This is a genomic window from Kitasatospora sp. NPDC114501, from assembly GCF_055633695.1.
In genome coordinates, this window is record NZ_JBVKDS010000010.1 from 1 (window position 1) to 21,198 (window position 21,198).

General features: G+C 73.8%; 16 protein-coding genes and 1 rRNA gene. 8 read left to right on the plus strand and 9 right to left on the minus strand.

The window, feature by feature from the left end:
• Nucleotides 1-173: 173 nt before the first annotated feature.
• Nucleotides 174-290: ribosomal RNA gene (gene rrf, locus ACZ7RU_RS19585) — 5S ribosomal RNA — on the plus strand.
• 64 nt (nucleotides 291-354) lie between these two features.
• Here the strand turns inward: rrf and ACZ7RU_RS19590 are convergent.
• Both ACZ7RU_RS19590 and ACZ7RU_RS19595 read right to left on the minus strand, forming a co-directional pair.
• Nucleotides 355-816, minus strand: coding sequence for a GNAT family N-acetyltransferase (locus ACZ7RU_RS19590; RefSeq protein WP_470342187.1), 462 nt, complete (start codon nucleotides 814-816; stop codon nucleotides 355-357).
• Between the two features lie 112 nt (nucleotides 817-928).
• A complete protein-coding gene (locus ACZ7RU_RS19595; protein ID WP_470342188.1) occupies nucleotides 929-1,720 on the minus strand; it encodes a VOC family protein in 792 nt (263 codons plus the stop codon).
• 194 nt (nucleotides 1,721-1,914) lie between these two features.
• On the opposite strand from ACZ7RU_RS19595, the gene recD2 reads away from it, so the two are divergent.
• From recD2 to ACZ7RU_RS19610, 3 genes are all read left to right on the plus strand, one after another.
• Nucleotides 1,915-4,152: an SF1B family DNA helicase RecD2 gene (recD2, locus tag ACZ7RU_RS19600; RefSeq protein ID WP_470342189.1), complete on the plus strand. Its 2,238-nt coding sequence runs from the start codon at nucleotides 1,915-1,917 to the stop codon at nucleotides 4,150-4,152.
• A 225-nt stretch (nucleotides 4,153-4,377) separates the two neighbouring features.
• Nucleotides 4,378-5,667, plus strand: a complete 1,290-nt coding sequence (locus tag ACZ7RU_RS19605) for a citrate synthase (RefSeq protein ID WP_387757796.1) — start codon at nucleotides 4,378-4,380, stop codon at nucleotides 5,665-5,667.
• A 560-nt stretch (nucleotides 5,668-6,227) separates the two neighbouring features.
• Nucleotides 6,228-6,947, plus strand: a complete 720-nt coding sequence (locus tag ACZ7RU_RS19610; protein ID WP_470342190.1) for an SDR family NAD(P)-dependent oxidoreductase — start codon at nucleotides 6,228-6,230, stop codon at nucleotides 6,945-6,947.
• Nucleotides 6,948-7,034: 87 nt separating this feature from the next.
• Here the strand turns inward: ACZ7RU_RS19610 and ACZ7RU_RS19615 are convergent, their stop codons facing one another.
• Nucleotides 7,035-9,308, minus strand: a complete 2,274-nt coding sequence (locus tag ACZ7RU_RS19615) for a heavy metal translocating P-type ATPase (RefSeq protein ID WP_470342191.1) — start codon at nucleotides 9,306-9,308, stop codon at nucleotides 7,035-7,037.
• A 67-nt stretch (nucleotides 9,309-9,375) separates the two neighbouring features.
• Nucleotides 9,376-9,594, minus strand: a complete 219-nt coding sequence (locus ACZ7RU_RS19620; RefSeq protein WP_470342192.1) for a heavy-metal-associated domain-containing protein — start codon at nucleotides 9,592-9,594, stop codon at nucleotides 9,376-9,378.
• Nucleotides 9,595-9,770: 176 nt separating this feature from the next.
• On the opposite strand from ACZ7RU_RS19620, the gene ACZ7RU_RS19625 reads away from it, so the two are divergent.
• Nucleotides 9,771-10,943 carry a PP2C family protein-serine/threonine phosphatase gene (locus ACZ7RU_RS19625; RefSeq protein WP_470342193.1) on the plus strand — a complete coding sequence of 391 codons (1,173 nt, stop codon included), beginning with the start codon at nucleotides 9,771-9,773 and terminating at the stop codon, nucleotides 10,941-10,943.
• Between the two features lie 311 nt (nucleotides 10,944-11,254).
• Here the strand turns inward: ACZ7RU_RS19625 and dhaL are convergent, their stop codons facing one another.
• Complete coding sequence (dhaL, locus tag ACZ7RU_RS19630) at nucleotides 11,255-11,881, minus strand: dihydroxyacetone kinase subunit DhaL (RefSeq protein WP_470342194.1); 627 nt, start codon at nucleotides 11,879-11,881, stop codon at nucleotides 11,255-11,257.
• A gap of 12 nt (nucleotides 11,882-11,893) precedes the next feature.
• Nucleotides 11,894-12,889: a dihydroxyacetone kinase subunit DhaK gene (gene dhaK / locus ACZ7RU_RS19635; RefSeq protein ID WP_470342195.1), complete on the minus strand. Its 996-nt coding sequence runs from the start codon at nucleotides 12,887-12,889 to the stop codon at nucleotides 11,894-11,896.
• 137 nt (nucleotides 12,890-13,026) lie between these two features.
• On the opposite strand from dhaK, the gene dhaM reads away from it, so the two are divergent.
• A complete protein-coding gene (gene dhaM / locus ACZ7RU_RS19640) occupies nucleotides 13,027-13,419 on the plus strand; it encodes a dihydroxyacetone kinase phosphoryl donor subunit DhaM (protein WP_470342196.1) in 393 nt (130 codons plus the stop codon).
• A gap of 30 nt (nucleotides 13,420-13,449) precedes the next feature.
• Here dhaM and ACZ7RU_RS19645 read toward each other — a convergent pair whose 3' ends face one another.
• The gene (locus tag ACZ7RU_RS19645) at nucleotides 13,450-15,162 is read right to left on the minus strand and encodes a bifunctional 3'-5' exonuclease/DNA polymerase (protein ID WP_470342197.1); all 1,713 of its coding nucleotides are present in this window, start codon (nucleotides 15,160-15,162) and stop codon (nucleotides 13,450-13,452) included.
• Nucleotides 15,163-15,387: 225 nt separating this feature from the next.
• On the opposite strand from ACZ7RU_RS19645, the gene ACZ7RU_RS19650 reads away from it, so the two are divergent.
• On the plus strand, nucleotides 15,388-17,412 hold the full coding sequence (locus tag ACZ7RU_RS19650; RefSeq protein WP_470342198.1) for a M3 family metallopeptidase: 2,025 nt from the start codon (nucleotides 15,388-15,390) through the stop codon (nucleotides 17,410-17,412).
• A gap of 54 nt (nucleotides 17,413-17,466) precedes the next feature.
• Here the strand turns inward: ACZ7RU_RS19650 and ACZ7RU_RS19655 are convergent, their stop codons facing one another.
• Nucleotides 17,467-18,927, minus strand: coding sequence for a cellulase family glycosylhydrolase (locus ACZ7RU_RS19655; RefSeq protein WP_470342199.1), 1,461 nt, complete (start codon nucleotides 18,925-18,927; stop codon nucleotides 17,467-17,469).
• Between the two features lie 132 nt (nucleotides 18,928-19,059).
• Nucleotides 19,060-19,683 (minus strand): TetR/AcrR family transcriptional regulator, encoded by a 624-nt coding sequence (locus tag ACZ7RU_RS19660; protein ID WP_470342200.1) that lies wholly within the window; start codon nucleotides 19,681-19,683, stop codon nucleotides 19,060-19,062.
• A 145-nt stretch (nucleotides 19,684-19,828) separates the two neighbouring features.
• Between ACZ7RU_RS19660 and ACZ7RU_RS19665 the strand changes: the two genes are divergently transcribed.
• Entirely contained in the window at nucleotides 19,829-21,055 is a 1,227-nt protein-coding gene (locus ACZ7RU_RS19665; protein ID WP_470342201.1) for an acyl-CoA dehydrogenase family protein, read from the plus strand.
• Nucleotides 21,056-21,198 lie beyond the last annotated feature (143 nt).

Genomic DNA, 21,198 nt, shown 5'->3' on the forward strand with positions numbered 1-21,198 from the left:
GGCTCCCAGTAGACGACTGGGTTGATAGGCCGGATATGGAAGCCCTGTGAGGGGTGGAGTTGACCGGTACTAATAGGCCGAGGGCTTGTCCTCAGTTGCTCGCGTCCACTGTGTTGTTCTGAAACAACGACCCGCCCGATTCTTCGGGTGTGCGGTTGACAGTTTCATAGTGTTTCGGTGGTCATAGCGTGAGGGAAACGCCCGGTTACATTCCGAACCCGGAAGCTAAGCCTTACAGCGCCGATGGTACTGCAGGGGGGACCCTGTGGGAGAGTAGGACGCCGCCGAACAATCATTGCTGAAGAACCCCCATCCGGTTTCCGGATGGGGGTTCTTCGCGTTTCCGGGGCGATGTCAGAGCTTGAGCTTGAACCCGACGTGCGAGGCCGCGAAGCCGAGCCGCTCGTAGAAGCGGTGGGCGTCCGTACGCGTCGCGTCGGAGGTGAGCTGGACGAGGTCGGCGCCGAGTTCGCGGGAGCGTTCGACGGCCCACTCGATCAGTTCGGTGCCCAGTCCGCTGCCGCGTTCGTCGGCGTGGATGCGGACGCCTTCGATGATCGTGCGGGTGGCGCCGGCCCGGGAGAGGCCCGGGACGACGGTGAGCTGTAGGGTGCCGACGGTGCGGCCGGCCCGGTCGGCGACGATCAGGTGCTGGTGGGGGTCGCCGTCGATCCGGGCGAAGGCGGCGCGGTAGGGCGAGAGGTCGTCGGGGCGCTCGCGGGTGGCGCCCAGCGGGTCGTCGGCGAGCATGGCCACGATCGCCGGAAGGTCGTCGGGGGTGGCCCGTCGGATCGTCAGAACAGCCGTTTCAGTCATGATCAGAGACTAGAAGCAGGACTTACGGCCACCAACCCCTGTCTACGCCCGTAGCACCCCTTCAGAGCCCTTCTGAAGGGGCGTGGGACCCACTGGGACTCCGTACGGCCCGTCACTCCCCGGGCTCGGCGCTGGTGATGACGGCGAAGACCGCGCCGTGCGGGTCGACCAGCTGGGCCAGGCGGCCGACGCCGTGCACGTCCGTGGCCGGAATCCGTACGGTCGCGCCGAGGGTGGCGGCGATGGCGAGGCTCGCGTCGGTGTTGGGGACCTCGAAGTAGGGGAGCCAGTGCGAGCCGGTGCCGCGCGCGGTCTGCTCGGGGCCGAGCTGCGTGATGCCGCCGTGGGCGTCGTCGGTGCCGCCGCCGGCCGGGGTGAGGACGGTGTACCTCCCCTCGCCGAGCGGGACGTCCTGCTCCTGCCAGTCGAAGACGGCGCGGTAGAAGGACTTGGCGGCTTCGGCGTCGATGCTGTGGCACTCGGCCCAGCAGAGGCTGCCCTCCTCGGTGACGAGGTCCAGACCGCGGTTGTCGTGCGGCTGCCAGACCGCGAAGTCGGCGCCGGTCGGGTCGGTGTAGCCGGCCATCCGGCCCGCGGTGAAGACGTCGAAGGGGGCGAAGCGGACGCGGCCGCCGGCCTGTTCGACCAGGGCGGTGGTGCGGTCGGCGTCCTCGGTGGCGAAGTAGAGCGTCCAGCCGGGAGGGCTGCCGTCCTCGGCGAGCGGGCCGAGCGCGGCGACCGTTCGGCCGTCGAGCTGGAAGAAGCCGTAGCCGCCGGCCTCGGGACCGGCCGAGTCGAAAGTCCACCCGAACAGCGCGGTGTAGAAGTCGACGGACGCGTGGATGTCGGGGCTGCTCAGGTCGAGCCAGACGGGGGAGCCGGGGCGGAAGTCGGTGTTGAGCACGGCGGCACTGCTCCTCGGACGGGGCCCGGGCGGGCGCGGTCGACGGCGGGCCCCCCTCGGTCCCCTCCCAGCCTGGCACCCCGGCCGGAGAGGTGCACGGCAGCGCTGCGCGCCCGGAGGGGGCGGGCCTGTCGGGCCGGGGCGGTACGGTGCGTAGCGGAATCGATCCACCCGTACCGGTCGAAGGGGGTCCGGTGAGCAAGCAGGCGGCGCAGTCCGGGCAGCAGGTGCCGCGCCAGCTGGCGCAGGTCGAGGGCGTGCTGGAGCGGATCACCTACGCCAATGAGGAGACCGGGTACACGGTGGCCCGGGTGGACACCGGCCGGGGCGGGAACGACCTGCTGACGGTGGTGGGCGCGCTGCTGGGGGCGCAGGTCGGGGAGTCGCTGCGGCTGCACGGGCGGTGGGGCTCGCACCCGCAGTACGGGCGGCAGTTCACGGTGGAGAACTACACCACGGTGCTGCCCGCCACGATCCAGGGGATCCAGCGCTACCTGGGCTCGGGGCTGATCAAGGGGATCGGGCCGCGGTTCGCCGAGCGGATCGTGGAGCGCTTCGGGGTGGACACCCTGGAGGTGATCGAGAACGAGCCGGGCCGGCTGATCGAGGTGCCGGGCCTGGGACCGAAGCGGACGAAGAAGATCGCGGCGGCCTGGGAGGAGCAGAAGGCGATCAAGGAGGTGATGGTCTTCCTCCAGGGGGTCGGGGTGTCCACCTCGCTGGCTGTGCGAATCTACAAGCAGTACGGCGACGGCTCGATCGGGGTGGTGCGGAACGAGCCCTACCGGCTGGCCTCGGACGTGTGGGGCATCGGCTTCCTGACGGCGGACCGGATCGCCCAGGCGGTGGGCATCCCGCACGACAGTCCGGAGCGGGTGAAGGCCGGTCTGCAGTACGCCCTGTCGCAGAGCACCGATCAGGGGCACTGCTTCCTGCCGGAGGAGCGGCTGATCGCGGACGGCGTGAAGCTGCTCCAGGTGGACGTCGGGCTGGTGATCGACTGCCTGGCGGAGCTGGTGGCGGCCGAGGGAGTGGTGCGCGAGGCGGTCCCGGGGGAGGGCGGCGAGCCGGTCACCGCGGTGTACCTGGTGCCGTTCCACCGGGCGGAGATCTCGCTGGCCAACCAGCTGCGGCGGCTGCTGGGTTCGGACGCGGACCGGATGCCGTGGTTCGGCAACGTGGACTGGCCGGTGGCGCTGGACTGGCTGGCGAAGCGGACCGGGGCGGAGCTGGCCCCGGAGCAGGAGCAGTCGGTGCGGCTGGCGTTGACCGAGAAGGTCGCGGTGCTGACGGGCGGGCCGGGCTGCGGCAAGTCGTTCACGGTGAAGTCGATCGTGACGCTGGCGCTGGCGAAGCGGGCGAAGGTGGTGCTGGCGGCGCCGACCGGCCGGGCGGCGAAGCGGCTGGCGGAGCTGACCGGGGTGGAGGCCTCGACGGTGCACCGGCTGCTGGAGCTGAAGCCGGGCGGGGACGCCGCGTACGACCGGGACCGGCCGCTGGACGCCGACCTGGTGGTGGTCGACGAGGCCTCGATGCTGGACCTGATCCTGGCGAACAAGCTGGTCAAGGCGGTGCCGCCGGGCGCTCACCTGCTGTTCGTGGGGGACGTGGACCAGCTGCCCTCGGTGGGCGCCGGAGAGGTGCTGCGGGACCTGCTGGCCGAAGGCGGGCCGATCCCGTCGGTGCGGCTGACCAGGATCTTCCGGCAGGCGCAGCAGTCCGGCGTGGTGACCAACGCGCACCGGATCAACGAGGGCAGGCCGCCGCTGACGGAGGGGCTGGCCGACTTCTTCCTGTTCGCCGAGGACGACGCGGAGCGGGCGGCCGGGCTGACGGTGGACGTGGTGGCGCGCCGGATCCCGCAGAAGTTCGGCTTCGACCCGCGCCGGGACGTGCAGGTGCTGGCGCCGATGCACCGCGGTCCGGCCGGCGCGGGGACGCTGAACACCCTGCTCCAGGCGGCGGTGACGCCGGCCCGGGAGGGGCTGGCCGAACGCCGGTTCGGCGGTCGGACGTTCCGGGTGGGGGACAAGGTCACCCAGGTCCGCAACAACTACGACAAGGGGCGGAACGGCGTCTTCAACGGCACAGTGGGAGTGGTGACCGCCCTCAGCGTGGACGACCAGCGGCTGACGGTGCTCACCGACGAGGACGAGGAGGTGGCGTACGACTTCGACGAGCTGGACGAGCTGGCCCACGCGTACGCGGTGACGATCCACCGCTCGCAGGGGAGTGAGTACCCGGTGGTGGTGATTCCGGTCACCATGTCCGCTTGGACGATGCTCCAGCGAAACCTGCTCTACACCGCTGTGACCAGGGCTCGGAAACTGGTGGTGCTGGTGGGGTCACGCAAGGCGATCGGACAGGCCGTTCGGGCCGTCAGCGCAGGTCGCAGGCATACCGCACTCGACTACCGGCTCGCAGCTGGATGATTATCCAACGGGATGGTTGCCTCTAATGTTCTCTTGACGTGAAGAGATTTACGGCAGAGCCTAGGGTGGTGCCGATCTTGTCCGGTTCGTACCGGCTGCGGCGGCAGGTTTTGTAGGGGCGGGCCCTTTCGGGCCACCCCGGGTGCGCGGCTGTCCTCCGGATGGGGGATCGTGGAGACAGTCAGGGCACCTTGGAAGAGGATTCATTTCGTCGGTGAGGAAGACGTGAGCGACAACTCGGTAGTACTGCGGTACCAGGACGGCGAGTACGAATACCCCGTCGTCGAGAGCACTGCGGGCAACTCCGGCTTCGACATCTCGAAGCTGCTCCCGCAGACCGGCCTGGTCACCCTGGACAACGGCTTCGGTAACACCGCCGCGTACAAGTCCGCGATCACCTTCGTGGACGGCGACAACGGCATCCTGCGGTACCGCGGCTACCCGATCGAGCAGCTCGCCTCCGATGGCGGCTTCATCGAGACCGCGTACCTCCTGATCAACGGCGAGCTGCCGAACGCGGACCAGCTGGCGGAGTTCAACCGCGAGATCACCCAGCACACCCTGCTGCACGAGGACGTCAAGCGCTTCTTCCAGGGCTTCCCGCGGGACGCCCACCCGATGGCGATGCTGTCCTCGGTCGTCGGCGCGCTGTCCACGTTCTACCCGGAGAGCCACAACCCGTTCGACGCGGCCCAGCGCCACCTGTCGACCGTCCGCCTGCTCGCCAAGCTGCCGACGATCGCCGCGTACGCGTACAAGAAGGCGATGGGCCAGCCCTTCGTCTACCCGCGCAACGACCTCAGCTACGTCGAGAACCTCCTGCGGATGACCTTCGCCGTCCCCGCCGAGGACTACGAGCTGAACCCGGTCGTCGTCAACGCGCTGGACAAGCTGCTCATCCTGCACGCGGACCACGAGCAGAACTGCTCGACCTCCACCGTGCGCCTGGTCGGCTCCAGCCACGCCAACCTGTTCGCCTCGATCTCGGCCGGCATCTCGGCCCTGTGGGGCCCGCTGCACGGCGGCGCCAACCAGGCCGTGCTGGAGATGCTGGAGAGCATCCAGAAGGACGGCGGCGACGTCGACTCCTTCATCACGAAGGTGAAGAACAAGGAAGCCGGCGTCAAGCTGATGGGCTTCGGCCACCGGGTCTACAAGGCGTTCGACCCGCGTGCCGCCCAGGTCAAGCTGCTCGCCCACGAGGTCCTCGGCCAGCTCGGCAAGAGCGACGAGCTGCTGGAGATCGCGCTCAAGCTGGAGGAGCACGCCCTCAAGGACGACTTCTTCATCTCGCGCAAGCTGTACCCGAACGTGGACTTCTACACCGGCCTGATCTACCGCGCCATGGGCTTCCCGACCAGCATGTTCACCGTGCTGTTCGCGCTCGGCCGGCTGCCGGGCTGGATCGCCCACTGGCACGAGATGATCAACGACCCGACGAGCCGGATCGGCCGTCCGCGCCAGATCTACACGGGTACCGCGATCCGCGACTACGTCCCGCTGGACGCCCGCTGACCGGAGCGGAGCCGACCACCGGCCCGCGCGGAAGCTGAGAGGGGCCCGACCGCTGCTGAGCGGCCGGGCCCCTTCGCGTCCCGGTGGCGCGCCCGAGGGCCCGCGTGCGGGACGGAACCGTACGGCGCACGACTCCGGGGCCGGCCGCAGCCGGGGACGGCCGCTCAAAGCGTCCCAGGCCCGCCAGAACCCCGGCGTCGTGCGCGAAGGCCGTCGAGGTCGACGACCGTTCCCGGGGCCCGCCGGAGCCCCGTCGGCGGCAGCCCGACGGAAGCGCGGGGACACGTTGCCGTTCAGCGTGTCCCCGCCCGTCGGAAAAACTGCCGCACTACCAACCTAAGACGTATCAGGGTGCGAGAAGTTACGCCCGGGGGGTGTGAGCTGCCTCTCGCCACGCTCCGTGTGCGCTTCGTATCGCGCTCATATCACACCTTCACGCGCGCGGGACGTCACCCTCCCCGCAGTCACGGCAACCGAGCGTGATAGGAATCGTGGCATTCCGGTACGGACCGTCGCGCACATTCGCCGCGCGACGGCGGAACTGGGGAGGGAGTGCGCAGATGGCCAGGAACGTCGTCGTCACCGGCGGTGGCACGGGAATCGGGTACGAGGTCACGCGGCGGTTCGTCGAGGCCGGCGACCGCGTGGTGATCGTGGGCCGCCGCCGGGCGGTCCTGGAGAAGGCCGCGGCCGATCACGGGCCGAACGTGACCCCGCTGGTGTGCGACCTCGCCGACCCGGACGCCGTCGAGGCCGCGCTCGCCGAACTGCCCGAGCGGATCGACGTCCTGGTGAACAACGCCGGCAGCCGGGAGACGGTGGCGGGCGGCGGGCCGCACGCCCTGCTGGCGCGCTGGCGCGGGGACTTCGAGCGCAACGTGCTGACCGTGGTGATGCTCACCGAGTCGGTCCGTGACCGGCTCACCCCGGGCTCCGGCCGGGTGGTCACCATCAGCTCCATCGCCGCCCTGCGCGGGGCCGGCTCGTACGGCGCGGCGAAGGCCTCGCTGCACGCCTGGAACCACTTCCTGGCCGCCCAGTTGGGCACCTCGGGCATCACCGCCAACATCGTCGCGCCGGGTACCGTCGCGGGCACCGAGTTCTTCGGGCCGCGGCTGGACGAGGCCGAGGTCGCCCGCCGGGCCGCCCGCACCCTGCTCGGGCGGATCGGCGAGACCGGCGAGGTCGCGGCGGCGGTGCAGTTCCTGGCGTCGCCCGAGGCCGGGTTCATCACCGGCGAGATCCTGCACTGCAACGGTGGGGAGCTGCTGGGGCGTTGAGACGCCCCGGAACGCCCCGCGACGCCCTGGAGGGCCCCGGAAGGTCTCGGACCGGTTTCGCGGTCCGGGGCCTTCACGCGTACCGGCTCAGGTGGGCCGGAAGCGGCGCAGCCGCAGGCTGTTGGTGACCACGAAGAGCGAGGAGAAGGCCATCGCGGCCCCCGCGATCACCGGGTTGAGCAGGCCGGCGGCGGCCAGCGGGATCGCCGCCGCGTTGTAGCCGAAGGCCCAGAACAGGTTGCTCTTGATGGTGCTCAGCGTCTTGCGGGAGAGCCGGATGGCGTCGGCGGCCGCACGGAGGTCGCCGCGGACCAGGGTGAGGTCGCCGGCCTCGATCGCGGCGTCGGTGCCGGTGCCCATCGCCAGGCCCAGGTCGGCCTGGGCGAGCGCGGCCGCGTCGTTGACGCCGTCGCCCACCATCGCCACGACCCTGCCCTCGGCCTGCAACCGCTTGACGGTGGAGACCTTGTCCTCGGGGAGCACCCCGGCGAGCACGTGCTCCGGCGCGATGCCGACCTCGGCGGCGACCGCCTCGGCCACCGCCCGGTTGTCGCCGGTCAGCAGCACCGGGGTCAGGCCCAGGGCGCGCAGCTTGCCGACGGCCTCGGCGCTGGTCGGCCTGACCGCGTCGGCGACCTCCAGCACGGCCCGGGCCTCGCCGTCCCAGCCGACCGTGATCGCGGTGCGGCCGGCCGCCTCGGCCGTCGCCCTGGCGCGGGCCAGGGAGGGCGACAGGTGCTGCGCGCGGTCGGCGAGCAGGGCCGGGTGGCCGGCGACGACCGTGCGGCCCGCCACGACCCCCTCCACGCCCCGTCCGGGCGCGCTGCGGAAGTCCGTGACGGCGGGCAGTTCGCCGTCGCCCTCGGCCTCGGCGGCCGCCTCGGCGATCGCCCGGGCGATCGGGTGCTCGGAGGCGTGCTCGACGGCGCCGGCCAGGCGCAGCGCCTCGGCCCTGTCCACCCCCTCGGCGGTGTGCACGGCGACCAGGGTCATCCGGCCGGTGGTGACGGTGCCGGTCTTGTCCAGGACGACGGTGTCCACCGTCCGGGTGGTCGCCAGCACCTCGGGGCCCTTGATCAGGACGCCGAGCTGGGCGCCGCGGCCGGTGCCGACCAGCAGGGCGGTCGGGGTGGCCAGCCCGAGGGCGCACGGGCAGGCGATGATCAGCACGGCGACGGCGGCGGTGAAGGCCTCGGTGGGGCTGTCGGTGGCCAGCAGCCAGGCCACCAGGGTGGCCAGGGCGATCAGCACGACGGCCGGGACGAAGACGGCGGAGATCCGGTCGGCCAGCCGCTGGGCGGCGGCCTTGCCGTTCTGGGCCTCCTCGACCAGCCTGGCCATCCGGGCGAGTCGGGTGTCGGCGCCGATCCGGGTGGCCTCGACCACCAGCCGTCCGCCCGCGTTGACGGTGGCGCCGGTGACGGTGTCGCCGGCGGTGACCTCGACCGGGACGGACTCGCCGGTCAGCATCGAGGCGTCCACGGCGGAGGCTCCCTCGACCACGACGCCGTCGGTGGCGATCTTCTCGCCGGGGCGGACCACGAAGCGGGTGCCGACGGTCAGCCGGTCCACCGGCAGCCGGACCTCCCGGCCTCCCTGGAGGACGGCGACCTCCTTGGCGGCGAGGTCGAGCAGGGCGTGCAGCGCGGCCCCGGCCCGGCGCTTGGAGCGGGCCTCCAGGTGGCGGCCGAGCAGGATCAGCACGGTGACGGCGGCGGCGGTCTCCAGGTAGAGCGTGGCGGAGGCGTCGGTGTCGCCGACGGACGGCGAGAAGTCGTGGCGCATGCCGGGCAGGCCGGCGCGGCCCAGGAAGAGCGCCCAGCAGGACCAGCCGAAGGCGGCCAGGGTGCCGAGCGAGACCAGGGTGTCCATGGTGGCGGCGCCGTGCCGCAGGTTGGTCCAGGCGGCGCGGTGGAAGGGCAGGCCGCCGTACACCACGACCGGGCCGGTGAGTGCGAAGGCCAGCCACTGCCAGTTCGTGAACTGGAGGGCGGGGACCATCGACAGCAGGACCACCGGGACGCTGAGGGCGGCGCTGGTCAGCAGCCGGTCGCGTCGGGGGTCGCGCAGGGGGCCGGGGGGTTCCGGCCGGGCGGGCCGCTCGGGCTCGGGGGCGGCCGGGGGCGGGGGGAGCCGGGCGGTGTAGCCGGTGCGTTCGACGGTGGCGACCAGGTCCTCGACCGTGGTGCCGGGGCCGAAGTCGACCCGGGCCTTCTCGGTGGCGAAGTTGACGGTGGCCTCGACGCCGTCCATCCGGTTGAGCTTCTTCTCGATCCGGGCCGCGCAGGACGCGCAGGTCATCCCGCCGATCGACAGCTCGACCCGGTCCCGGGCCCCGAGGCCCGGCGCGGACGTGCTCATGCGTTCAGCTCCTCGGTGCGGGCGGACGGCGGGGGACACCGTGGCGGCCCCCGCCGTCCCGGGTGGTTCAGGCGCTGCGGCCGACCAGCTCGTAACCGGCCTCGTCGATCGCGGCGCGCACCTGCTCGTCGTCCAACGGGGCGGCGGAGGAGATCGTCACGGTGCCGGCCGTGGCGTCGGCGGCGACCTCGGTGACCCCGGCCAGGGCGGAGACCTCCTCGTTGATCGCCTTCTCGCAGTGGCCGCAGCTCATGCCGGACACGGTGTAGGTGATGGTGCTGGACATCGGAGGCCTCCGGGAGGTCTGGGCGGCCCGGGTGTTCGCCCGGGTGCGGTGCTGGCAACGACTCTTTCCCCACCATACCCCTGCGGGGTATTTCGGGGGGCGGTGGGGCGGGTCGCCCGCATCGGGGGCCCGGGGCCGATAGGGCCTCCGCCGTGATCGTCCCTTATGTTCGGTATGTGTTTCCGCTCCGCCGCGCCCAGTCACCCTCGGCTCCCACGGCAGCCGGACTGCCGCCGGACCGGCAGCGCGGCGCGCTGCTCGCCGCCGACCTCCAGGACGTGCCGTTCTGGTGGCGCGCCACCCCGGCGCTGGTCGCCGTCCTGCTGGTCGGACTCGCGGACTTCTTCTCCGGCAAGGACCGCTACCTGGCCCCGCTGATGACCGTGGTGCCGACCATCGCGGCGCTGACCCTGAAGCCCGGCGAGCTGCTCCTGGTCTGCTCGCTCGGGCTGCTCGCGGTGTTCGGGCTCAGCCACCACGACCAGGTCGACAACATCAACGACGCCCGCTTCCTGTACGGGGCGATGGTCAGCTACGTCGTCCTGACGCTGTTCTCGGCCTGGGTCGCCAAGATCCGGATGCGGCGCGCGGCGGCCTTCGCGGCCGTCAGCTCCGTCGCCGAGGCCGCCCAGCGGGCCCTGCTGCAACTGCCGGGGCCGGCCGTCGGGCCGCTGCTGCTCGCGGTGCGGTACGTGTCGGCGGCGGACGCCTCACGGATCGGCGGCGACCTGTACTCCGTCCTGGAGACGCCGCACGGCACCAGGGTCGCGGTCGGGGACGTCCGGGGCAAGGGACTGGGGGCGGTGCAGACCGCGGCCGTGGTGCTCGGCGCGTTCCGCGAGGCGGCGTACGACGAGGCCGGGCTGCGGGGCGTCGCGGCGCGGATCGAGGCCAGCGTCGAACGCCACGTGCCCGACGGAGAGTTCACCACGGCGCTGTTCGCGGAGTTCCGGACGCCGGGGACGATGGAACTGCTCCAGTACGGGCACGTGCCGCCGATCCGGGTGGACGGCGAAGGCCGGGCGCACGTGCTGCACGCGCCCGACCCGTGGGTGCCGCTGGGGCTCGGCCGGCTGGCGGCGGGGGAGCCGACCACCTGGGGGCAGCCGTTCGGGGCGGACGACGTGCTGGTGCTCTGCACGGACGGGGTGATCGAGGCGCGGCACCGCACGAGTGGGGAGTTCTACCCGCTGGCGGAGCGGGTCGGGCCGCTGGTGCGGGGCGCCGCGCGCTCGGCGGGGGAGCTGGAGGCGGCGGTGGGGCGGGTGTACGCGGACCTGCTGGAGCACACGGGCGGGGAGTTGCGGGACGACGCGTTGCTGTTGCTGATCGCGTGGACGGACGGGTGAAGGGGCCCTGCGGGGCGTGCTGGGTGGGGGGTGGCTCTCGGGAGGGTGGGGGCGGGGCGGCTCCGGGGGTGGCCGCTCCGGGGGCTGGATGATTTTCAGACTGCCGACTCTGGGGGGTGGGGCTGGTCGCCGTTGGCAGTCTGAAAATCACCCGCAACGCCCCTCTCCGGGCCACCCCCTGCGCCGCCCCTTCCGCGGCACGTCCCTCTCGCTGGGTGGGGGGAGGGGAGCGTCCCTCTCGCTGGGTGGGGAGGTGGGTGGGGTGTCCCTTTCGCCGGGGTGGGTGGGGTGGTTGCTCTGGGTGATGGGGCTCAGGTGGTGGTGACGTCGGCGAGGGTGCGGAACAGGAGGGCGGTGGAGGTGGCGCCCGGGTCCTGGTGGCCGATGCTGCGTTCGCCGAGGTAGGAGGCGCGGCCCTTGCGGGCCTGGAGCGGGACGGTGTCGCGCGCGCCCTGTTCGGCGGCGTCGGCGGCCGCGGCCGCCGACGCGGGGAGGTCCGCGCCGCCGGCGGCGGCCGCGCGGAAGGCGGCGACGGCCGGGGTCCAGGCGTCCACGATGGTCTTGTCGCCGGGTTCGGCCTTGCCGAGCAGGCGGACGGCGTCCAGGCCGGCCGACAGGGCCTCGGCGACGGCGGCCGGGGCGGCCGGCCCGGGGAGGGCGGCGCCGACGGCGCGGAAGGCCTTGCCGTAGAGCGGGCCGGAGGCGCCGCCGACCTTGGAGATGAGCGTGGTGCCGGTCTTGGTGAGGACGGCGCCGGGGCCGTCCGGATCGAGGCCGTCCAGCGCGGTCAGGGCGGCGGTGAAGCCGCGGCGGAGGTTGCTGCCGTGGTCGCCGTCGCCGATCGCGGAGTCCAGCTCGGTGAGCCGGGCCTGCTCCTTCTCGACGGCCGCGGCGATCGCGCGGATCCAGGCCTCGGCCAGCGGGGTGTCGAAGTCCATCGCGAATCCTCCTCAGGCCCGCTTGAGGGCCGGGGTGTCGGCCGGGGCGTCCCACAGTTCCACCAGCTGGGCGTCGGCCTTGGTGAGGGTCAGCGAGAAGCCCGCCATGTCGAGGCTGGTGACGTAGTTGCCGACCAGGCTGCGGGCGACCGTGATGCCGTGCTCGGCGAGCCGGGCGGCGACCTCGCCGTAGACCACGTACAGCTCCAGCAGCGGGGTCCCGCCGAGGCCGTTGAGCAGGGCGATCACCTCGTCCCCGGGGGTCAGGTGGTGGTCGGTCAGGATGGTCTCGACCACCTCGGCGGCCAGTTCGCGGGCCGGGCGGAGCTTCTCGCGCCGGCGGCCGGGCTCGCCGTGGATGCCGACGCCGACCTCGATCTCGTCCTCGGGCAGGTCGAAGCCGGGCTTGCCGGCGGCCGGGACGGTGGCTGCGGTGAGCGCGACGGCGAAGGAGCGGGAGGCGGCGTTGACCCGCTCGCCCAGGGCGGCCACCTCGTCCAGCGGGGCGCCGCGCTCGGCCAGCGCGCCGGCGGTCTTCTCGACCAGCACGGTCGCGCCGGTGCCCCGGCGTCCGGCCGTCCAGGTGGAGTCCTCGACCGCGACGTCGTCGTTGACCAGGACGGTGCGGACCTCCAGGCCCTCCTCGGCGGCGAGTTCGGCGGCGAGCTCGAAGTTCATCACGTCGCCGGTGTAGTTCTTCACGACGAAGACCACGCCGGCGCCGTTCTCCACGGCCTTCGCGGCGGCCAGCATCTGGTCCGGGACGGGCGAGGTGAACACCTCGCCGGGGCAGGCGGCGTCGAGCATGCCGGGGCCGACGAAGCCGCCGTGCAGCGGCTCGTGGCCGGAGCCGCCGCCGGAGATCAGCGCGACCTTGGGTGCGGCCGGGCGGACGGCCCGGGTGATCACCCGGTTGGGGACGTCCACCGTCAGCTCCGGATGGGCGGCGGCGACACCGGCCAGCGCGTCCTCCAGGACGCCCTCCGGGGTGTTGATCAGCTTCTTCAACGCTCTTCGCTCCCTCTACGGCGGCGGACGCTGCTGACCCGACGCTACGCCAGACGGGGGTGGTGGGCACGGGGTGCGACACGCGGTGGTCCGATCACTCTCCCGGAGCAGTCGGTTCCGGCCGTAGGGTCGGCCGCATGAGTGGGAACGTGGGCATTGTTCTGGTCTCGCACAGCGCCCGGCTGGCGGAGGGGCTGCGCGAGCTGCTCGGCGAACTCGCCTCGGACGGCGTGCGGGTGGTCGTCGCGGGCGGCACCGAGGACGGCGGGCTCGGCACCAGCTACGAGCTGATCGCCGGGGCGATCGCGCGGGCCGACGCGGGGGCGGGCGTGGTCGTGCTGCCGGACCTCGGCAGCTCGGTGCTCACCGCCGTCACGGTGCTGGAGGACGAGCCGCGGCCGGGCGTGCAGCTGGTGGACGCGCCGTTCGTGGAGGGCGCGGTGGCCGCCGCCGTCACCGCCTCGACCGGGGCCGGGCTGGCCGAGGTGGTCGCGGCGGCCGAGGACGCGCGCGGGTTCAGGAAACTCTGACCGTCCGGTGCCGGCTCGCTCGGCGCCCGCTCACTTGGCGTCCGCGTAGCAGTCCACCACCGCCGTGCTGAGCGGGAAGCGCACCGGGGTGTCGCCGAACACCAGCCGGCGGGCCTCGTCGCCCGCCTCGGCGACGGCGGCGGCCACCTCGTCGGCGAGGTTCGCCGGGGTGTGCACGATCACCTCGTCGTGCTGGAAGAACACCAGGTGCGGGCGGTCCGCCGGGCCGGCCGCCGGCAGGTCGTTCAGCCGACGGCGCAGCGCGGCGAGCAGGGCCAGCGCCCAGTCGGCGGCGCTGGCCTGGATGACGAAGTTGCGGGTGAAGCGGCCGCGGGCCCGGGCGGTGCGGCCGCCGGCCTCGCCCGCGGTGTCGCCCTCGGTGAGGTCGAGGAAGTCGGCCGAGGCCGGCGGGCAGACCCGGCCGAGCCGGGAGGCGACCACGCCGCCGTCCTCGCCGGTGCGGGCGGCGGCCTCCACGTAGCCCATCGCGGCCGGGTAGCGGCGGTGCAGGGTGTTCAGCAGCGGGCCGATGTCGCCGCTGGTCTGCCCGTACATGGCGCCGAGCAGGCCGAGCTTGGCCTTGTCGCGGTCGCCCTGGAAGGCGTGGGCGGCGAGCGCCTCGTACAGGTCGCCGCCGGCGGCGGTGCGGGCCAGTCCGGCGTCCTGGGAGAGCGCGGCGAGCACCCGGGGCTCCAGCTGGGCGGCGTCGGCGACCACCAGCAGCCAGCCCGGGTCGGCGACCACGGCGCGGCGCAGGATGCGCGGGATCTGCAGGGCGCCGCCGCCGCGGCTGGCCCAGCGGCCGGACACCACGCCGCCGACCACGTACTCGGGCCGGAACCGGCCGCCGCGGGCCCAGGCGTCCTGCCAGGCCCAGCCGTGCGCGACGTGGATCCGGGACAGCTCCTTGTAGCGGACCAGCAGCTGGGCGGCCGGGTGGCCGATGCCCTTGAGCTCCCAGGAGCGGGTGGAGCCGAGCTGGATGCCCGCCTCGGCGAAGGCGCGCAGCACCTGGGTGTGCGAGTCGGGGTTGAACGGCTTGGCGCCGAGGGCCTGGTGGAGGTCGGCGGCGAGTTCGGCGAGGACGCGGGGCTGGGCACCGGGGACGGCCGGGCGGGGGCCGAGCAGCTCGGTCAGCAGCCGGTCGTGGACGTCGGCCCGCCAGGGCAGGCCGTCGTGCGCCGTCTCCGCGGCCACCAGGGCCCCGGCCGACTCGGCGGCGACCAGCAGCCGGAACCGCTGCCGGGCGCCCGGGTCGGCGATGGCGGCGATCCGGCGCTGCTGTTCGGCGTGGACGGCGACCACGGCCGCCAGCGGGTCGGCGCCGGGCGGCAGTTGCAGCCGGTCGGGGGCGAACAGGGTGTCCTGGCCGTCGTCCGCGTCGGCCGGGCCCGGCTCGGGCAGGTCCTCCGGGACGGGCAGGCCGCGCAGCCGGGACCAGGCGGCGCCGAGCGAACGCGGCGCGCCGAACCGGCCCTCGTGCGCCAGCAGCAGCGCCTCGACCAGCCGCAGGTCGTGGCAGCGGGCGAGCCGGTCGGGCAGACGCGGCAGCAGCGGGGCGTACCCGGAGTCGGCGGCGGCCCAGACCCAGCGCGGACGGTCGGCGGCCTCCCGGGCGGCGACGGCGGCGGCGAGGTCGCGCACCGCCTCCGGCGGGCCGAGCGGGGCGCCCGCGTCGTCCAGCGGCTGGAGCCGGCCGCCGGGGCCGTGCGGATCGGGCGCGAGGGCGGTCCTGGGTGCCACGGGGGCTGCTCCTCTCCGGCGCGCGGTCGGGCGTGCGGGTACGGGTACGGGTACGGGCGCGGGCCGCGGGCGGGCGCGCCGCGGCCCGTGACCGACGGGTCCGCGGGGTCGACGTTAACGGGTGGGTACGACAACGGGCGGCAGGCAGGCGGCCGCGACGGTACCGGCGGACGGGCCCGCGAAAGCACGTGGGCAGGGCGGGGGACACGGCGTAGGGTTCGCGGAATGACCGAGAACCCGTTCTTCCAGGCCAGTTCGCTGGTCTACGAACTCCCGCCGTTCGCCGAGATCCGCGAGGAGCACTACCTGCCCGCGTACGAGCGGGGGATGGCCGAGCAGCTGGCCGAGATCGCGGCGATCACCGCGGACCGGAGCCTGCCGACCTTCGAGAACACCCTGGTGGCCCTGGAGCGTTCCGGGGAGCTGCTGCGCCGGGTCGACGCGGTGTTCCGCAACCAGTCCGCCTCGGACACCACCGACGTGCTGGACGAGGTGGAGGCGAAGGTGAGCCCGCTGCTCGCCGCCCACCACGACGCGATCCACCTGGACCTCGCGCTGTTCGCCCGGATCGAGGCCCTGTACGAGGACCGCGCCGCTCTCGGCCTGGACCCGGAGTCGCTGCGCCTGCTGGAGCGCCGGTACACCGCCTTCGTGCGCTCCGGCGCCCGGCTGGGCGCGGCCGAGCAGGCCCGGCTGCGCGAGCTGAACGCCGAACTCGCCGCGCTCGGCACCACGTTCCAGCAGAACGTGAACGCCGACAACCGGGCCGCCGCGCTGGTCCTGGACTCCGCCGAGGAGCTGGCCGGGCTGTCCGAGGGCGCGATCGCCGGGGCGGCGGAGAACGCCCGGGTGCTCGGCCACCCGGGCAAGTACGTGCTGAGCGTGCGGAACACCTCCGCCCAGGCCGAGCTGGCCCAGCTGACCGACCGCTCGGTGCGCGAGCGGCTGCTGGCCGCCTCGCTCGGCCGGGGCGTCGAGGTCAACGGCCCGCTGGCGATCCGGATGGTCGAGCTGCGCGCCGAGCGCGCCGCGCTGCTGGGGTACCCGAGCCACGCCGCGTACGTGGTGGCGGACGAGACGGCCGGCACCGTCGAGGCGGTCTCCGCGCTGCTGTCCCGGCTGGTCGGCCCGGCCGTGGCGATGGCCCGCCGGGAGGCCGAGGAGCTGGCCCGGGCGGCCGCCGCCGACGGGATCGGGCAGATCGCCGCGCACGACTGGGCGTACTACTCGGAGAAGGTCCGGCAGAGTTCCTACCAGGTGGACGCGGCGGTGCTGCGCCCGTACTTCGAGCTGGAGCGGGTGCTGCGGGACGGCGTGTTCTTCGCCGCGAACCTGGCGTACGGGGTGACCTTCACCGAGCGGCCCGACCTGACGGCCCACCACCCGGACGCGCGGGTCTTCGAGGTGTTCGAGGAGGACGGCCGCCCGCTGGGCCTGTTCATCGGCGACTTCCACGCCCGGGCGTCCAAGCGCGGCGGTGCCTGGATGGACGCGATGGTGGAGCAGTCCGGGCTGACCGGGAAGCGGCCGGTGGTGCTGAACAACCTCAACATCCCGCGCCCGGCGCCCGGCGAGCCGGCGCTGATGGGCTGGGACGAGGTGCGCACGCTCTTCCACGAGTTCGGGCACGCGCTGCACGGGCTGTTCTCGGACGTGCGCTACCCGCTGTTCTCGGGCACCTCGGTGCCCCGGGACTTCGTCGAGTTCCCCTCGCAGGTCAACGAGATGTGGATGGTCCGGCCGGAGGTGCTGGCCAACTACGCCCGCCACCACGCGACCGGGGAGCCGCTGCCGGCCGGACTGGTCGAGCGGATGACGGCGGCCGAGGGCTTCGGGCAGGGCTTCCGAACGGTGGAGTACCTGGCGGCCTCGCTGCTGGACTGGGCGTGGCACACCGTGCCGCAGGGCGAGCGGATCGCGGACGCCGAGGAGTTCGAGGCGCGGGCGCTGGCCGCGGCCGGGGTCGCGGTGGAGGCGATCCCGCCGCGCTACCGGACGGCGTACTTCCAGCACATCTTCGCCAGCGGCTACAGCGCGGCGTACTACGCGTACATCTGGTCGGAGGTGCTGGACGCCGACACCGTGCGGTGGTTCGAGGAGAACGGCCGCAGCGTGCGGGAGAGCGGCGAGCTGTTCCGGCGCGAGCTGCTGGCGCGCGGGTTCAGCCGGGACCCGCTGGAGTCCTTCCGCGCGGTCGTCGGCCGGGCGCCGGAGACCGGGCCGCTGCTGGCCCGCCGGGGCCTGGCGTGACCGTCGTGCCCGGCTCCCACCGAGCGCACACCCCGCCCGGCGCGCCCTGCGTGCTCATCGTGCGCTGAGCGAGACCGTCACGGTCGTGCCCGGGCGGGCGTGCGGGAGCCGGACGCGTACGGTTCCCGCGCGCCCGCCCGTCGGCTGTTCGACCTCGACCCGGGCGCCGGCGGGGGAGACGGCCACCCGGGCGCCGCGCGGGAACGCGGCCGGGGGGAGCAGGAGTTCGCCGCCACGGCCGGTGCCGTCGGCGCGCCAGCGCACGGTGGTGCCGCCGGCGCCGGAGTCGGTGCGGACCTCCGTGCCAGCAACGGCCACCGGGTACGGGCCGAAGGCGGGCTCGTCGCCGGGGGCGGGGCGGCCGGCCGGGTCGAGCGCGCAGTAGCCGCCGTTGCCCCGGCACCAGTACCACATCGTCCAGCCCTCGGCGAAGCCGTCCATCGCGGCGACCTGACGGCGGACCAGCTCGGTGTTGCCCGGGGTGCGGGAGTTCGGCGGGCCCCACTCGCCGACCAGCACGGGCAGGCGGTGGGCGGCCGGGTAGCCGGCGACCGCGGCGGTGTACCGCTCCACGAAGCCGCCGGCGGGGTCCCAGTCGGCGCCGCCCTCGACCGCGGTGTCGTAGAAGTGCGGCGCGTAGCCGAGCCGGGGCGCCCCGGGGCGCGGGTCGGCGAGGCCGGGCAGGTGGGTGGGCACGCCTTGGCCGACCAGCACGGTCGGCTCGACGAACAGCCAGGAGCGGGAGTCGGCCCGGCGCACGGCGGCGATCAGGCGGCGGTACATGTCGGGGAGCCGGCCCTCCTCCAGGGCGGCGGAGGCGGCGGCCAGCACGGCCGGGTCGCTCGGGTCGCCGTCCACCGGGCCGAACGGCTCGTTGAACAGGTCGTAGCCCAGCAGCGAGCGGTGGCCGCGCAGTTCGCGGGCGAGCCGGGTGTAGAAGTCGGCCTGCCAGGCGCGCAGGTCCGGGTCGTCGTAGAGGTGCCGGAAGGCGGCCTGGACGGCGGGCTGGAAGTAGCCGGCGAACCAGTCGTCCGGGTCCGGGGTGAACGGCAGCCCGTCGTCCCGGGTGGCCCAGACCGGGATGCCGTTGGTGCCGCCGCCGAACTTCGGCCCGTAGACGTCCTGGTGGAAGTCGACCAGGACCAGCAGGCCCAGCCGGTCGGCCCGGTCGAGGAGCCGTTGGAGGCGGTGCAGCTCGGTGGGGTCGAGCCGGCCGCGTTCGGGTTCCAGCCTGGTCCAGGAGACCGGCAGCCGGACCAGGGTGAAGCCCTGGGCGGCGACGGAGTCGAGGTCGGCCGGGGTGGCCTCGGCGTACTTGTCGAGGTTGAAGCCGCGCAGCCGCAGGCGGCGGCCCTGGGCGTCGGTGAGGGCGGTGCGGCCGTCGGCGGCGGTGGCGGTGCCGGTGGGGAAGCGGTCCGGTGGCCCGCCGTGGGCCGAGGCCGGGGCGGCGGGGGCGGCGGTGAGGGTGGCGGTGGCGGCGAGCAGCAGGGCGACGGCGGTGCGGCGCAGGCGCATCGGGGACCTCGCACGGCGGGGGTGGGGTGGGGCCCGATGATGCCCGGACTGCCGTGCGCGGCACAAGAGTTCGGTCGGCGAACGGTTCGGCCGGCGGGCGGTCGGCGGTTCGGCCGACGGCGGGCCGGCGGCTCAGTCGGTGGACGGTTCGGGTGCGGTCGGCAGGACGGCGGTCGGCAGCTCCGCGGCGGCGGCCAGTCGGCCCCAGAGCAGGTCGGCCAGCGCCTGCACCATCCGGGTGCGCGAGCAGGGCCTGGCCTCCAGCCACCAGTCCCCGGCGGCCAGCACCATGCCGGTGATGCCCCGGCCCCAGGCCTCGGCGAGCAGGTCGCGGTCGGCGCCGAGGTCGACCTGGCTCTGCACGGCCCGGGTGATCTCCTCGGCGATCTGCCTGAGCGCGGGGGCGAGCGCGTTGCCCGCGCCGCTCGGGTCGCCCGGCTCCGGGTGGGTGAGCAGCCGGTAGACCTGGGGGCGGGCCTCGATCCCGGCGAGGTAGGTGTCCAGCACGTGCTCGACCCGGTCGCGGCGCTCCAGCGGTTCGGCGAGGGCGGCCCGGACGGCGGCCAGCAGTCCGCCGGTGTGGCGCTCGGTCAGGGCTCTGATCAGGCCGTTCCGGTCGCCGAAGTGGCGGTAGAGGATCGGCTTGGTGATGCCGGCCTCGGCGGCGATGGCGTTCATGCTGGCGCCCGGCCCCTCGCGCTGGATGACCCGGTCGGCGGCGTTGAGCAGTTGCTCGCGGCGGGGCTCTCGGGACATGCGCTGCTCCTCGGGATCGGGTTCGACGGGGTCTGCCTGGGCGTTGACACCGGTTACCAATCAGTAGCAGACTCCGACGATGTTACCCGAGGTAACACCCCGGTCGGCCGCGGGTCGGACGCACACGTCTTCGGAGGCAAGCACCATGAGCAGCACGTTCTCACTGGACCCGGGCGCGGACCAGCTCGCCGTACGCGACTGGCTGCACGGCTTCGCCGCCGACGTGATGCGGCCCGCAGCGGCCGAGTGGGACGAGCGCGAGGAGACCCCCTGGCCGGTCATCCAGGAGGCCGCCAAGCTCGGCATCTACTCGCTGGACTTCTACGCCCAGCAGTACTTCGACCCCTCCGGCGTCGGCATCCCGATCGCCATGGAGGAGCTCTTCTGGGGCGACGCGGGCATCGGACTGTCCATCGTCGGCACCACCCTGGCCGCCGTCGCGGTGCTGGCCAACGGCACCGACGAGCAGATCGGCACCTGGACCCCGCAGATGTTCGGCACCCCCGAGGACGTCAAGGTGGCCGCCTTCTGCTCCTCCGAGCCGGACGCCGGCTCCGACGTCTCGGCGCTGCGCACCCGGGCGGTCTACGACCAGGCCAAGGACGAGTGGGTGCTCGACGGCACCAAGACCTGGGCCACCAACGGCGGGATCGCCGCCGTCCACGTGGTGGTCGCCACCGTCGACCCGGAGCTCGGCGCCAAGGGCCAGGCCTCCTTCGTCGTCCCGCCCGGCACCCCGGGGCTGAGCCAGGGCCAGAAGTTCAAGAAGCACGGCATCCGCGCCTCGCACACCGCCGAGGTGGTGCTGGACGGCGTCCGGGTGCCGGGCAGCTGCCTGCTCGGCGGCAAGGAGAAGTTGGACGAGCGCCTCGCCCGGGCCCGCGAGGGCGTCAAGCGCCCGGGCGGCCGGGGCAACGCGGCGATGGCCACCTTCGAGGCCTCCCGCCCGGCCGTCGGCGCGCAGGCGATCGGCATCGCCCGGGCCGCGTACGAGGTGGCGCTGGACTACGCCAGGACCAGGGAGCAGTTCGGCCGGCCGATCATCGACAACCAGGGCGTGGCCTTCCAGCTCGCCGACATGAGGACCCGGATCGACGCGGCCCGGCTGCTGGTGTGGCGGGCCTCCTGGATGGCGGTCAACAACCAGCCGTTCACCGCGGCCGAGGGCTCGATGTCCAAGCTGTACGCGGGCGAGACGGCCAAGTACGTGACCGCGCAGGCGATGCAGATCCTCGGCGGCAACGGCTTCACCCGGGAGTACCCGGTGGAGCGGATGCACCGGGACAGCGCCATCTACTCGATCTTCGAGGGGACCAGCGAGATCCAGCGGCTGGTGATCGCCCGGGCGATCTCGGGGGTGCCGATCCGCTGACCGCTACCAGGCAGGCCGGAAGGTGAGCCCGGCGGTGAGCGCGCCCACCACCGCGCCGGCGGCCACCGCGGTGTGCGGGAGGCGGGGGGCGGGCGCGGCCGCGGCCTCGGTGGTCATCGGGGCGGGTGCTCCGGGGGCGTGAA